The following is a 14644-nucleotide window of genomic DNA, read 5'->3' on the forward strand; positions in this document are numbered from 1 at the left end:
ATTGTAATCACTTTGCCAACACCGGGCCTCATTTAGATTGCAGCCTAATGATATTCTGATTAATGACTTTTCGCCAGCCTTTATAATTAAATACACCGCCGTTATTTCAAATACTCAGAATAAATTTGACTTTAGTTAGCAGAAAATTTGAATATGCATGGCATGTTATTTTTAACGCGGCACGATTCCAAAAAAAACGGGAAGCCTAAGCTCCCCGCTGTCATCCGCCGGCGCATGTCAGTCAATCTGACGAACGTCCACCCGCAGCTCTTTAGGCACTTCAAACACGATGTTCTCTTCACGCCCGCTGATTTCATGCACGTCCAGGCCGCCCAGCGCTTTCAGGCGAGAGATCACCTCCTGCACCAGCACGTCCGGTGCCGAGGCGCCGGCGGTAACGCCGATATTGCGCGCTTCGCTCAGCCAGCTCTCCTGAATATCCGCCGCCGAATCGATCAGATAAGCCGGTTTGCCCACGCGCTGCGCCAGTTCAGCCAGACGGTTAGAGTTGGAAGAGTTCTTTGACCCCACCACCAGCACCACATCCGCATCGCCGGCCAGGTTACGCACCGCTTCCTGACGGTTGGTGGTGGCGTAGCAAATGTCATCCTTACGCGGACCGATAATGCTCGGGAAGCGCTGACGCAGCGCGTCAATCACGTCCGAGGTATCATCAACCGACAGCGTGGTCTGCGTCATGAAGCACAGATTGCTTTCGTCTTTCACCTGCAGCTTCCACACGTCTTCCGGCGATTCGACCAGGTACATGCCGCCCTTCGGGTTGCTGTACTGGCCCATGGTGCCTTCCACCTCCGGATGACCGGCATGGCCAATCAGAATCGCTTCGGTGCCGCGGCGGCTGGCGCGCGCCACTTCCATATGCACCTTGGTCACCAATGGGCAAGTGGCGTCGAACAACATGGTCAGATCGCGCGCCTTGGCTTCGGCGCGTACCGCCTGAGACACGCCGTGCGCCGAGAAGATCAGGATAGAACCGTCCGGCACTTCGGCGATCTCTTCGATAAACACGGCGCCCCGCTCACGCAGGCTGTCAACCACGTAGCGGTTGTGCACCACTTCATGCCGTACGTAGATCGGCGCGCCATACAGCTCCAGCGCACGTTCCACGATGCTGATCGCACGATCAACCCCGGCGCAGAAGCCACGCGGGTTAGCCAGCAATATTTGCATGCGTCTCCTCCTGCTGCGGATCGATCTCCAGCACTTCAATGTCGAAGGTCACCGGATGGCCCGCCAGCGGATGGTTGAAATCGACGGTGATTGAATCCTCCGCCACCGCGCGCACCACGCCCGGCATTTCGCTGCCGTCGATGGCGGTAAACAGCATAATGGTACCCACGTCCGGCACGCCGGTTTCCGCGAAGTCGCGGCGCGAGAAGAACTGGACCAGATCCGGGTTCTCCGCGCCGAACGCCGCTTCCGGCTGCAGGGTAAAGGCACACTTGTCGCCCGCTCGCAGGCCGAGCAGCTGCGCTTCCAGCGGCGCCGACAGGCTGCCGTCACCCAGACGGAACAGCGCCGGTTTGCCGCTGCTGCGGGTAGATTCGGCGGTCGAACCGTCTTCCAGTTTCAGCGTAAAGTGAACCAGCACCGCGCTGTCACTGATAATCTGAGCCGTCATGTTACTCACCTTTACTCTTTGCGCCTTTGTTCGCCGGCGACAGGAAACCTTCCAGCACGATCATCGCCGCACCCACGCAGATAAAGCTGTCCGCCAGATTGAAGGTCGGGTAGTGCCAGTCACCGACGTAGAAGTCGATGAAATCGACCACAAAACCGTGCCACAGGCGATCGAACAGGTTGCCCAACGCCCCGCCGATGATGAAGGCGTAGGCGATGTTGTTCAGCTTCTGCTGCGCCGCGCTGCGGTACATCATCACCAGCAGCACCGCGACGATGGCGATGGCGATGCCGGCGAAGAACCAGCGCTGCCAACCGCCGTGATCGGCCAGGAAGCTGAACGCAGCGCCGTAGTTGCGCGCGTAAAACAGGTTGAACGACGGGATCAACGGCTGGGACTGGCCCAGCGTAAAGTTAGCGAGGATCCACTGCTTGCTGCCGAAATCCAGCGCCAGCACCGCCACTACAACCCACAGCCAACGCAGGCCGGTCGAACAAATTGGTTTACTCATCAGGCGCGAGTTCTCAGGCAAAGTTACGCTTCTCGCCGTCACCGGCGACGTTGCTCACACAGCGGCCGCAGATGTCTGCGTGCTCCGCCACCAGACCGATATCGGTGGTGTAATGCCAGCAGCGCGGGCACTTCTCACCTGGCGCCGTGCTGAAGGCGATCTTCAGCCCTTTCAGCAGCTCGGAGGCCTGCGCGTCGGCCGGCGCATCCGCCAATGGCGCAACGCTTGCCGCAGAGGTCAGCAGCACGAAGCGCAGCTCATCCTGCAGGCTGTTCAGGCGAGCCGCTAGCTCGCTGTCGGCATACAGCGTCACCGCCGCTTCCAGCGAACCGCCGAGGCGTTTGTCGGCACGCGCCTGCTCCAGCACCTTGTTCACTTCGCCGCGCACTTTCAGCAGCTCAGCCCAGAAAGCGTCGTTCATCGGCTCGCCTTCCGCCAACCCGAACAGGCCGTCGTACCACTCTTCGGTGAACACGTACTGCGCGCGTTTGCCCGGCATGAAGCCCCAGATCTCGTCTGCGGTGAACGACATGATCGGCGCCATCCAGCGCACCAGCGCTTCCACGATGTGATACAGCGCGGTCTGGCAGCTGCGGCGGGCGACGCTGTCGCTCTTGGCGGTGTACTGACGATCCTTGATGATATCCAGGTAGAAGGAGCCCATCTCGACCGAACAGAACTGCATCAGGCGCTGCACCACTTCGTGGAAATCGTAGTTGGCATAAGCCTGCTCGATATCCTGCTGCGCCGCCAGCGCGCGGCCGACCGCCCAGCGATCCAGCACCACCATGTCTTCAGGCGCCACGCAGTCGGTGCTCGGCTCGAACCCGTTCAGGTTGGCCAGCAGGAAGCGCGCGGTGTTGCGGATGCGGCGGTAAGAGTCGGCGGAACGCTTGAGGATCTCGTCGGATACCGCGATCTCGCCGGTGTAATCGGTCGACGCCACCCACAGACGCAGAATGTCGCCGCCGAGCTTGTTCATCACATCCTGCGGGCTGACGGTGTTGCCGATCGACTTGGACATCTTGCGGCCCTGGCCGTCGACGGTGAAGCCGTGAGTCAGCACTTCCTTGTAAGGCGCCTTGCCCTTCATCGCGGTGGAGATCATCAGCGATGACATGAACCAGCCGCGGTGTTGGTCGGAGCCTTCCAGATACATGTCGGCGCCGTGGCCGTTGAATTCAGGGCGCACATCGACAACAGAGGCGTGGGTAGAACCGGAATCGAACCAGACGTCCAGCGTATCCGGCACTTTCACGTAGTCGGCGGCTTCCGCGCCGAGGATGTCGGCCGCGTCCAGATCCCACCAGGCCTGAATGCCGTCTTGCTCGACGCGCTTGGCCACTTCTTCCATCAGCTCAACGGTGCGCGGGTGCAGCTGCTCGGTCTCTTTGTGCACGAACAGCGACATCGGTACGCCCCAGGTGCGCTGACGCGAGATGCACCAGTCCGGGCGGTTGGCCACCATCATTTCGATGCGCGCCTGGCCCCAATCCGGGATCCACTGCACGCCCTTGATCTCTTCCAGCGACTGCTGACGCAGGCCTTTCTGATCCATGCTGATGAACCATTGCGGCGTGGCGCGGAAGATGATTGGCGTCTTGTGGCGCCAGCAGCACGGATAGCTGTGCAAGAACTTCTCGACGTGCAGCAGCGCGCCTTTGTCACGCAGCAGATCGACGATCAGATCGTTGGCCTTGAAGACGAACTTGCCGTCCAGCAGCGGGTAGGTGTCAGTCAGGTAGCAGCCGTTCGGCCCTACCGGGTTGGCCACTTCCAGGCCGTATTTCTGGCCGATCACGAAGTCGTCCGGGCCGTGGCCTGGCGCGGTGTGCACCGCACCGGTACCGGCGTCCAGCGTCACGTGCTCGCCGAGGATCGCCGGCACGTCGAAGTCCATGAACGGGTGTTTGAAGCGCAACAGCTCCAGATCGGCGCCTTTGCAGCTGCCCAGCACCGTCCACTCGGTGATGCCGGCGCGTTTCATCACGCTTTCCACCAGTTCGGCCGCCAGGATCAGGCACTGGCCGTCAACCTGCACCAGTTGATAGGTGAAGTCCGGATGCAGCGAGATCGCGCGGTTGGCTGGCAGGGTCCACGGGGTGGTGGTCCAGATAACCAGCGAGATGGCGCCGTTGAAGTGGCTCACGCCAAACTTGGCCGCCACGGCAGCCGCGTCGGCCGCATGGAAGGTCACGTCGATCGACGGCGAAGTCTTGTCGTAGTACTCCACTTCCGCTTCCGCCAGCGATGAGCCGCAGTCGGTGCACCAGTGAACCGGCTTGGCGCCTTTCAGCAGGTGGCCGTTGCTGATGATCTTGCCCAGCGCGCGGATAATGTTGGCTTCGGTTTTGAAATCCATGGTCAGGTAGGGACGATCCCAGTCGCCCAGCACGCCCAGGCGGATGAAGTCCTTCTTCTGACCTTCAACCTGCTCGGCCGCGTACTCGCGGCACTTCTGGCGGAACTCGGCCGCCGTCAGCTTCTCGCCCGGTTTGCCGTACAGCTGTTCCACCTTCAGTTCGATCGGCAGGCCGTGGCAATCCCAACCCGGCACATAAGGCGAGTCGAAGCCGGCCATCCCTTTCGACTTGATGATAATGTCTTTGAGAATCTTGTTAACCGAGTGACCAATGTGAATGCTGCCGTTCGCATACGGAGGGCCGTCATGCAAAATGAAGGTTTTTTTGCCCTTTTTGGCAGTACGAATAATCCCGTACAGATCCTGTTCATACCAACGTTGCAGCATGCCAGGTTCGCGCTTGGCGAGATCGCCGCGCATCGGGAACCCTGTTTCCGGCAAGTTCAGGGTATTCTTGTAGTCACTCATTAGATTCTCGGTTCCGTTTTCGGCTATAGAGATTAAACCGGTGTCTGTAGCCCGAAGAACTTCCGGGCCGTCACCACATCATTGGCGATTTGCTGCTTCAGGGCATCGAGCGAAGCAAACCGTTGTTCATTGCGCAATTTTGCGCGGAGCACCACCTCAATATGGCGCCCGTAAAGATCCATTGTGACATCCAGCAGATGCACTTCCAGCTGCTGGCGCACGCCGGCGACGGTCGGACGCGTGCCGATGTTGGCCACGCCCGGCAGCGGCTGCGGCCCCAGGCCGTACACCTCCACCGCATACACCCCTTTCACCGGCGCCACCAGGCGCTTGAGCGGCAGGTTGGCGGTCGGGAAGCCGATGGTGCGGCCCAGCTCATCGCCGTGCACCACGCGCCCGGAGATGCTGTACGGGTGGCCCAGCAGGGTCTCTGCCAGCGGCAGATCGTCCTCGCTCAGCGCGGTGCGGATCGCGGTGCTGCTGATGCGCCGCTCGCCTTCGCGGAAGGTCGGGGTGCTGACCACGTCGAAGCCATACTCTTTTCCGGCCTGCTGCAATAGCGGAAAATCGCCCTGACGCCCGGCGCCAAAGCGAAAATCATCCCCCACCATCAGGAATTTGACGCCCAGTTTTTCCACCAGCAGCTCGGCGACGAACGCCTGCGCGGTGTTGGCGGCAAAACGCGGATCGAACTTGACGCACAGCAGGTAATCAACGCCCGCCTGCGCCAGATAGTTGGCCTTGTCGCGCAGGCGCGTCAAACGGGCCGGCGCCTTGTCTGCGGCGAACATCTCCAGCGGCTGCGGCTCAAAGATCATGACCATCACCGGCAGCCCGAGGCGTTGCCCTTGTTGCTTCAACTGCTCCAGCAGCGCCTGATGACCGCGGTGTACGCCGTCAAAGTTGCCGATGGTGAGCACGCAACCATGGTGGCGCGCCCGGATATTGTGAATGCCGCGAATTAGCTCCATAGCTGGCTCAAAACAGTGGAAATCGGCGGATTATACCTTGTACAGCCGGTAAGGTTAACCCGCGATTGGTGCCTTTATGTAATAGACATACCATACCGGAGATAATCTGCGCGTGAAACGGCTTCACCGCAGCTTATCCCGCGCCGCCGGGCCGATTCTCGACCGCGGCCAACGGCTTGCGCCCGCCGCGGCAAATCATTGGCGAATTTTCTCGCGAAACACTGTATTCCCAAGAGCGAAGCTGGTAAAATCCTGCGCCATCACAACGTAGCGAGTGCCGCCTGTACAAACGGCGCTTATTTGCACAAATCCATTGACAAACGAAGGCTAAAAGGGCATATTCCTCGGCCTTTGAATTGTCCTCAATAGAATATATTTGGGAGTTGGACCTTGGCTAATATCAAATCAGCTAAGAAACGCGCCGTACAGTCTGAGAAACGCCGCAAGCATAACGCAAGCCGTCGCTCAATGGTGCGTACCTTCATCAAGAAGGTAGACGCAGCTATCGCAGCTGGCGACAAAGAAGCAGCACAAAATGCATTCCTGGTAATGCAGCCACTGGTGGACCGTCAGGCAGCTAAAGGCCTGATCCACAAAAACAAAGCAGCGCGTCATAAGTCAAACCTGACTGCACGCATCAACGCAATGCAGTAAGCATTTCGTTATCTGCTTGATAAAAAAACCGGCTCAGGCCGGTTTTTTTACGCCCTGCGTTCAGTGAACCGCTAGCAGGAAAACAGCGCCGAGAAGTCTTTGTTGCACACGCGCTGCACCGCCGGATGCTGGATCATGCGCTCGGCGAAGATGATGTAATACTCCTCCTGCACGCTGTCTATACGTCCAATCTCCACCACGTTATCATCGTTGTAGGTATCCTGCGCATACAGCGTCGGCGCCACGAAGATCGCGTTGTGGTACATGCCGAAAGCCTTCATCAGCGCCGCATCGTCGAACTCGCCCAGAATCTCCACCTGGATGCCCTGCGTATTGAACCAGTTGAGCAGTTTGCGCCCCAGCATCGAACGGCGGCCGGGGATCAGCAACTTGCGCTGCTCCAGGCAGGCCGGGAACGGCAACTCCGGCGCCGGCTGGCGACAGAAGAAGCTGATGCCGCACTCGCCCAGCTTCAGCGAGAACAGCCCTTCCTGCTGGCTGGAGTCCACCGGGCAATCCGACAGGATCATATCCAGCTTGTGCTGGCTGAGCTGCTCCAGCAGCATCTCGTGCGTCGATTCAAAACAACGCAGGTGGATCTGTTCGTTGTCCACCACCACCGCCGTTTCCAACACCTGGCTGACCAGGCGCTTCGACAGCGCGTCCGCCACGCCGACGTCGAACAGCAGATTCGACTCTTTGCGATAGTTGACGATATCCAGCATTTCCTGGCTGAGCATAAACATCTTGTCAGCATAGCGGAACACCAACTGCCCCAGCTCCGAAGGCACCAACCCGCGCCCCTGGCGTTTGAACAGCTTGCCGTCCAACCGCTCTTCTAGCGCCTTGATCTGGCCGGTGATGGTCTGCGGCGTCAGAAACAACGCTTCAGCGGCGCCGACCACGGAACCGGCCTTGCAGACCTGCCAGAAATAGTAAAGGTGATTAAAGTTGATATGCGACATCCTCACGAGCGGCTCTCCTTAACAACGTTTCGCAGCGGCAAACGGTGTGCCGTGACGAGCGACAAACTTCCTTTCCCTGCTTCAGACAACGTATAGCCCCATTAGTCCCAACGAAGAACGGCCGAAGCTGCACATATTTTATACCGTACAGCTCCGACCAGCCATTTTATTATGTGCCCTTACCGGGCACATTCAGGATTAACGTACGCGCGGCAACGCCAGACGCAGCAATCCATACCCTACCACCGCCGCAGCCGTCGAGCCCAACAGGATCCCCAGACGGGAATAGGTGCTGAGCGCCATATCCGCCTCGCCGAACGCCAGCGAGGCGATAAAAATCGACATGGTGAAACCAATACCGCAAAGCACCGAAACGGCAAATACCTGTTTGAAGCCGATGCCTTCAGGCAAACGGGCGATGCCCATTTTTACCGCCAGCAGGCTGAAGAGGAAAATCCCCAGCGGCTTACCGATAAACAAGCCAGCCGCAATCCCGACCGGCAGCAGCGACGTCAATCCTTCCAGCGATACGCCCTGCAAAGAGACCCCGGCGTTAGCGAAAGCGAACAGCGGCAGGATCATAAACGCGACCCACGGGTGCAGCTCATGCTCCAGCGTTTCCGATGGCGATGGCCCCTTCTTGACGTTCAGCGGGATCATAAAGCCGACGATCACCCCGGCCAACGTCGCGTGCACCCCGGACTTGAGGATCGCCACCCACAACACCAGGCCAACCATCATATACAGCGAGGTTTTTCCCACGCCACGCCAGTTCATCACCGCCAGCAGCACCGTCGCCGCCGCTGCCACGCCCAGCGCCACCATCGACACTTCGTGGGTGTAGAACAGCGCGATGATGATAATCACGCCCAGGTCATCGATGATCGCCAACGCCAGCAGGAATACTTTCAGGCTAGTCGGCACGCGGTTGCCCAGCAGCGCCATTACGCCCAGCGCGAAGGCGATATCGGTCGCGGCCGGGATCGCCCAACCCTGGCGAGTGACTTCATCCGCGCCGTTGAAAAGCAGGTAAATCAGCGCCGGCGCCAGCATGCCGCCCAGTGCGGCGATCGCCGGAAATACCGCCTTGTCACGCCCGGACAGCGAGCCTTGCATCAGCTCGCGCTTGACCTCGAGCCCCACCACCAGGAAGAAGATGGCCATCAGGCCGTCGTTGATCCACAGCAGCAGCGGCTTGGCGATCTCCAGCGAAGCAATTTTCACCATCACCGGCAGGTTAAGGAATGCCTGATAGATCCCCTGCGCCGGGCTGTTGGCCATGATCAGGGCGACGATCGCCGCCGCGATCAGAATGATGCCGCCCGCGGCTTCCTGACGTAAAAATTGACGAATGATGTTGGTCACAGTACGTCTCTCCAAATCTGTGCAGGACGTAGCGCCCTGCGAACCACAGTCATGAAGTGAGTATAGAGGGCGTTTTAGTTCGAAAAAATAAGTTTATAAATGCTAAATAACTCGAAAAAACCGATCAAAAGCACGAGTAAATCACATTATTCTTAGGGAATGAGCGTTGTAGCACGCAAATAAAAACCCCGGGCAAATGCCCGGGGTTCTAACATAAACCAACAGAAACAGAAGGTTAGCGAGTCAGATCGTCAAAGAACTTTTTCACCCCGTCGAAGAAGCTCTTCGAGCGCGGGCTGTTCTTGTCGCCGGATGGGCCGCCCAGGCTCTCTTCCAGCTCACGCAACAGTTGCTTCTGCTTGTCGTTCAGATTGACCGGTGTTTCCACCACTACGCGGCACAGCAGGTCGCCCTGGCTGCCCCCACGCACCGATTTCACACCCTTGCCGCGCATGCGGAACAGCTTGCCGGTTTGGGTCTCCGAAGGCACCTTCAGTTTCACCCGGCCATCCAGCGTCGGCACTTCAATCTCGCCGCCCAGCGCCGCCATGGCGAAGTTGATCGGCACTTCACAGTACAGGTTGTTGCCTTCACGTTCGAAGATCGGGTGCGCCTTCACCTGCACCTGAACGTACAGATCGCCCGCCGGTGCGCCGTGCTCGCCGGCTTCGCCTTCACCCGCCAGGCGGATGCGGTCGCCAGTATCGACGCCGGCCGGAATTTTCACCGACAGCGTTTTGGATTTCTCAACCCGGCCGTGACCGTGGCACTTGTTGCACGGATCTTTGATGATCTGGCCGCGGCCATGGCAGTGTGGACACGCCTGCTGCACGGTGAAGAAGCCCTGACGCATTTGCACCTGGCCTTGACCGTGACAGGTTGGGCAGGTGACCGGTGAACTGCCCGGCTTGGCGCCGCTGCCGTGGCAGACGTCGCACTCTTCCAGCGTCGGGATGCGGATCTCTTTGGTGACGCCACGTACCGCTTCCTCGAGGGTCAGCTCCATGTTATAGCGCAGATCAGAACCGCGGCTGGCGCGCTGACGGCGGCCTCCGCCGAAGATATCGCCAAACACGTCGCCAAAGATATCGCTGAAGTCGGCACCGCCGCCAAAGCCGCCGCCGCCCATGCCGCCCTGTTCAAAGGCCGCGTGGCCATACTGGTCGTAGGCCGCGCGTTTCTGGTCGTCGGTCAGGACTTCGTAAGCTTCTTTAACTTCTTTAAACTTGGTTTCGGCGTCTTGTTCCTGGTTGCGGTCAGGATGGTATTTCATCGCCAGGCGTTTATACGCCTTTTTGATCTCACGTTCATCCGCCGTCTTGCTGACGCCGAGAATCTCGTAATAGTCTTTCTTCGCCATTCTTTCGCTTACCCTTAACATGCGTGCACGGGCGCAGAGTTGCCTCGACGCCCGTGCTGGTTTCCGGTAGCGGCATCTCGGCCGCCCCGTGCCCGCTTAAGGGCGATTATTTTTTGTCTTTAACTTCTTCGAACTCAGCGTCAACCACGTCGTCGTCTTTCTGCGCCGCGTTGTCCGCGCCGGCGTCAGCACCCTGCTGAGCCTGCTGCGCCTGAGCCATTTCCAGCAGCTTGCCGGAAACCTGCACCAGCGCCTGAGTCTTCGCTTCGATCTCGGCTTTATCTTCGCCTTTCACCGCCGCTTCCAGATCTTTCAGCGCCGCTTCGATCGCCGTTTTATCTTCCGCCGGCAGTTTGTCACCCGCTTCTTCCAGCTGCTTGCGAGTACCGTGGATCAGGTGATCCGCCTGGTTACGCGTCTGTACCAGCTCTTCGAACTTGCGGTCAGCTTCAGCGTTCAGCTCGGCATCGCGCACCATTTTCTGGATTTCGTCTTCGTTCAGGCCAGAAGATGCCTTGATGGTGATCTTCTGCTCACGACCGGTGTTCTTGTCTTTGGCAGACACGTGCAGGATGCCGTCGGCATCGATATCGAAGGTCACTTCGATCTGCGCCATGCCGCGCGGTGCCGCCTGGATGCCGTCCAGGTTGAACTGGCCCAGAGATTTGTTATCGCTGGCGCGCTTACGCTCACCCTGCAGCACGTGGATGGTTACTGCAGACTGGTTGTCTTCCGCAGTAGAGAACACCTGGCTGTGCTTGGTCGGGATCGTGGTGTTTTTGGTGATCAGCGGCGTCATCACGCTGCCCATGGTTTCGATACCCAGCGACAGCGGGGTCACGTCCAGCAGCAGAACGTCCTTCACATCACCGGCCAACACGCCGCCCTGTACCGCAGCGCCTACGGCAACCGCTTCGTCCGGGTTCACGTCTTTACGCGGTTCTTTGCCGAAGAAGTCTGCGACTTTCTTCTGCACCATTGGCATACGGGTCTGGCCGCCCACCAGGATCACGTCCTGGATGTCGGAAACCGACAGGCCTGCGTCTTTCAGCGCCACTTTCAGCGGCTCGATAGAACGCGCAACCAGATCTTCAACCAGAGACTCGAGTTTGGCGCGAGTCACTTTGATGTTCATGTGTTTTGGACCGGTCGCGTCTGCAGTGATGTACGGCAGGTTAACGTCGGTCTGCTGAGCGGAAGACAGTTCAATCTTCGCTTTCTCAGCGGCTTCTTTCAGGCGCTGCATCGCCAGCGGATCGTTGCGCAGATCGATACCCTGATCTTTCTTGAACTCTTCCACCAGGTAGTTGATCAGACGGCTGTCGAAGTCTTCGCCACCCAGGTGGGTGTCACCGTTGGTCGCCAGCACTTCAAAGGTTTTTTCGCCGTCAACGTCGTCGATTTCGATGATAGAGATATCGAAAGTACCGCCGCCCAGGTCATAAACCGCGATGGTGCGGTTGCCGACTTCTTTGTCCAGGCCGTAGGCCAGGGCCGCAGCGGTCGGTTCGTTGATGATGCGTTTGACTTCCAGACCCGCGATGCGGCCGGCGTCTTTGGTCGCCTGACGCTGGGCGTCGTTGAAGTAAGCCGGTACGGTGATAACCGCTTCAGTTACCGGTTCGCCCAGGTAATCTTCCGCCGTTTTCTTCATTTTTTTCAGCACTTCCGCAGAGATCTGCGGCGGAGCCATTTTCTGGCCTTTCACTTCCAGCCAGGCGTCGCCGTTGTCGGCTTCGACGATTTTGTACGGCATGATCGCTTTGTCGCGCTGCGCTTCTTCATCCTGGAAGCGGCGACCGATCAGGCGCTTGATGGCGAACAGGGTGTTTTCAGGGTTGGTCACTGCCTGACGCTTAGCCGGCTGGCCAACCAGAGTTTCACCGTCCTGGGTATATGCGATAATAGAAGGAGTGGTGCGGTCGCCCTCGGCGTTTTCCAGCACGCGTGCCTTGGCACCATCCATAATTGCTACGCAAGAGTTGGTAGTACCCAGGTCGATACCAATAATTTTGCCCATCTAAACGTCTCCACTAAAAAATTCATAATCAGTCAGGTTGCTAACCTATATGCGGGCGATTTTTTGCTTTTCAACTGCCCGATATCTCAGTGCGACCCGCGGTTAGCAGCTGCGGTTGCAAATAAGATGGGGCCATCCCGTCCGGCATCAAGGGGCAAGGCGAAAAAAATTTCTTTTTTTATCGTCATTCAGATCATTGTTTCCGGCTGCGGGGATCATTATGATGCGCGCGCTCTGGTGGAAAACTTCGATTTTTTGGCCATTCAGACCATTTATGATTTTACTTCGCTGTTTCCGTTAATTTTCTGTTATCGCAGAGGACTTATGCACACCAACAAGTTGGCGAATCCCGGCCCTCTCGGCCTGATGGGCTTCGGGATGACCACCGTCTTGCTGAACCTGCACAACGCGGGCTTTTTCCCACTGAACTCCGCCATCATCAGCATGGGGATTTTCTTCGGTGGCCTGGCCCAGATCCTGGCCGGCCTGCTGGAGTACAAGAAGGGCAACACCTTCGGCATGACTGCGTTCACCGCCTACGGCAGCTTCTGGCTGAGCCTGGTCGGCCTGCTGCTGCTGCCGCGTTTGGGCCTGGCTGAAGCCACCGAGGCGCACGTGCTGGGCATCTACCTGGCGCTGTGGGGCGTCTTCACCCTGTTCATGTTCTTTGGCACCCTGGGCGCCAACCGCGTGCTGCAGTTCGTGTTCGCCAGCCTGACGCTGCTGTTCGCCCTGCTGGCCGTCGGCAACATCACCGGCAACCACGCGCTGCTGACCTTCGCCGGTTATGAGGGCATCATCTGCGGTGCCAGCGCCATTTACCTGGCGATGGCCGAAGTGCTCAACGAGCAATACGGCCGCACCGTGCTGCCAATTGGCGAGCCGGCTCCGGCCCGCGTCGCGGCATCGCCGGTCACGGCGTAATCGCCCTTCCCTGACGAAAAAGCCCTGCAGTGCAGGGCTTTTTTTTAGCTGTAGGAACCGGCTCGCCGCTCGCCGGCTTCGCTGTTCAGGTCGCGATGCAGGTAGACGCCGAGCAGCAGCCCGATGAGCGACAGCGCCAGCACATAGTAAGCGGGCGCTAACGGGGTCAATTTCATGATCAACGTCACAAAAATAGGGGTTAAACCGCCAAAAATAGCGTACGAGACGTTATATGAGAACGAGATGCCGGTAAACCGCACTTCTGCCGGGAAGGCCCGCACCATCACATACGGCACGGCCCCCACCACGCCTACGCTGAAGCCCACCAGCGCATAGCAGGCGAACAACATTTCCGGGCGCACGCCCACCGTTTGATAGAACAGCCAGCTGCAGCCGGCCAGCAGCACACTGCCGACCACCAGCGTTTTGCTGGCGCCGAAGCGATCGGCCGACAAACCGGCGACAATGCAGCCGGCGATCAGCATGATGGTGGCGATACTGTTGGCCTGCAGCGTCAAAGCCGGCGCAATGGCGAACTGTTTTTGCAGATAGGTTGGGGTCATCAGGATCACCACCACGATACCCGCAGAGAGCAACCAGGTCAGCAGCATCGACACCGCCACTTCCCGTTTGTGATTGAGCACCACCGATTTCAGCGGCAGCTCTTCGGCCAGCGCTTTACGCGCCTGCATCTCGATAAAGATTGGCGTTTCCTGCAGCCAGCGGCGCAGGTACATCGCCACCAAGCCGAACATGCCACCCAACAGGAAAGGAATACGCCAGCCGCCGCCGGCGATGCTCTGCGGGCTAAGCGTGGTATTGATCACCGTCGCCACCACCGAACCCAGCAAGATGCCTACCGTCAACCCGGCGGTCAGCGTGCCGCAGGCGAAGCCGATGCGCCGGCGCGGCACGTGTTCGGCGACGAAGACCCAGGCGCCCGGCACCTCACCGCCGATCGCCGCGCCTTGCAGCACGCGCATCAACAGCAGCAGCAGCGGCGCGGCGATGCCGATGCTGGCGTAGGTCGGCAGCAGACCCATCGCCAGCGTCGGCAACGCCATCAGCAGAATGCTCAGGGTAAACATCTTTTTGCGGCCGACCAGATCGCCGAAGTGCGCCATCACGATGCCGCCCAGCGGGCGGGCAAGATAGCCGGCGGCGAAGATGCCGAAGGTTTGCACCAGCCGCAGCCACTCCGGCATGTCCGCCGGGAAGAACAGATCGCCGACCACGGCGGCGAAGAACACGAAGATGATGAAGTCGTAAAACTCCAGCGCGCCGCCCAACGCGGCCAACGTCAGCGTTTTGTAGTCTTGCCGGTTCAGCCGGCGATTAGTGTCGTGAGGCATAGGGCACCGTCGGTAAAGGCTGTAAAAATAAAAGCCGCAGGCTTTCTGTA

12 protein-coding genes are annotated in these 14644 nt (G+C 59.1%); 2 read left to right on the forward strand and 10 right to left on the reverse strand.

Translation table 11 applies throughout. From position 1 onward, the window contains the following. Positions 1–237 precede the first annotated feature (237 nt). Genes ispH through ribF form a run of 5 tightly spaced genes read right to left on the reverse strand, consistent with a single transcriptional unit; the run spans position 238 to position 5954 of the window. Positions 238–1191: a 4-hydroxy-3-methylbut-2-enyl diphosphate reductase gene (gene ispH / locus FOT55_RS02835; RefSeq protein ID WP_025301526.1), complete on the reverse strand. Its 954-nt coding sequence runs from the start codon at positions 1189–1191 to the stop codon at positions 238–240. Next, entirely contained in the window at positions 1172–1642 is a 471-nt protein-coding gene (gene fkpB, locus FOT55_RS02840) for an FKBP-type peptidyl-prolyl cis-trans isomerase (protein ID WP_038628869.1), read from the reverse strand. Before fkpB ends, ispH begins: the two co-directional genes overlap by 20 nt. Before the next feature lies 1 nt (position 1643). Then, on the reverse strand, positions 1644–2153 hold the full coding sequence (gene lspA, locus FOT55_RS02845) for a signal peptidase II (RefSeq protein ID WP_025301524.1): 510 nt from the start codon (positions 2151–2153) through the stop codon (positions 1644–1646). A gap of 13 nt (positions 2154–2166) precedes the next feature. Then, positions 2167–4983 carry an isoleucine--tRNA ligase gene (gene ileS, locus FOT55_RS02850; RefSeq protein WP_147823062.1) on the reverse strand — a complete coding sequence of 939 codons (2817 nt, stop codon included), beginning with the start codon at positions 4981–4983 and terminating at the stop codon, positions 2167–2169. A 32-nt stretch (positions 4984–5015) separates the two neighbouring features. Further along, entirely contained in the window at positions 5016–5954 is a 939-nt protein-coding gene (gene ribF / locus FOT55_RS02855) for a bifunctional riboflavin kinase/FAD synthetase (protein WP_025301522.1), read from the reverse strand. Positions 5955–6344: 390 nt separating this feature from the next. Here ribF and rpsT point away from each other — a divergent pair, with 390 nt between their 5' ends. Then, positions 6345–6608, forward strand: a complete 264-nt coding sequence (gene rpsT, locus FOT55_RS02865; protein WP_004932960.1) for a 30S ribosomal protein S20 — start codon at positions 6345–6347, stop codon at positions 6606–6608. A 71-nt stretch (positions 6609–6679) separates the two neighbouring features. Here rpsT and nhaR read toward each other — a convergent pair whose 3' ends face one another. The 4 genes from nhaR to dnaK all read right to left on the reverse strand — a co-directional run bounded on the left by nhaR (position 6680) and on the right by dnaK (position 12318). Then, a complete protein-coding gene (gene nhaR / locus FOT55_RS02870; RefSeq protein WP_004932962.1) occupies positions 6680–7579 on the reverse strand; it encodes a transcriptional activator NhaR in 900 nt (299 codons plus the stop codon). A gap of 192 nt (positions 7580–7771) precedes the next feature. Beyond that, entirely contained in the window at positions 7772–8938 is a 1167-nt protein-coding gene (nhaA, locus tag FOT55_RS02875) for a Na+/H+ antiporter NhaA (RefSeq protein WP_025301521.1), read from the reverse strand. A 235-nt stretch (positions 8939–9173) separates the two neighbouring features. Continuing rightward, entirely contained in the window at positions 9174–10298 is a 1125-nt protein-coding gene (gene dnaJ / locus FOT55_RS02880; RefSeq protein ID WP_004932969.1) for a molecular chaperone DnaJ, read from the reverse strand. Positions 10299–10404: 106 nt separating this feature from the next. Then, entirely contained in the window at positions 10405–12318 is a 1914-nt protein-coding gene (gene dnaK, locus FOT55_RS02885; RefSeq protein ID WP_004932972.1) for a molecular chaperone DnaK, read from the reverse strand. Between the two features lie 324 nt (positions 12319–12642). Here dnaK and satP point away from each other — a divergent pair, with 324 nt between their 5' ends. Next, positions 12643–13242 carry an acetate uptake transporter gene (satP, locus tag FOT55_RS02890; RefSeq protein WP_033652984.1) on the forward strand — a complete coding sequence of 200 codons (600 nt, stop codon included), beginning with the start codon at positions 12643–12645 and terminating at the stop codon, positions 13240–13242. A 44-nt stretch (positions 13243–13286) separates the two neighbouring features. Here the strand turns inward: satP and FOT55_RS02895 are convergent, their stop codons facing one another. Then, positions 13287–14594: an MFS transporter gene (locus FOT55_RS02895; RefSeq protein ID WP_147823063.1), complete on the reverse strand. Its 1308-nt coding sequence runs from the start codon at positions 14592–14594 to the stop codon at positions 13287–13289. Positions 14595–14644 lie beyond the last annotated feature (50 nt).

Origin of the sequence: Serratia bockelmannii (assembly GCF_008011855.1) — a bacterium.
Classification (GTDB): domain Bacteria; phylum Pseudomonadota; class Gammaproteobacteria; order Enterobacterales; family Enterobacteriaceae; genus Serratia; species Serratia bockelmannii.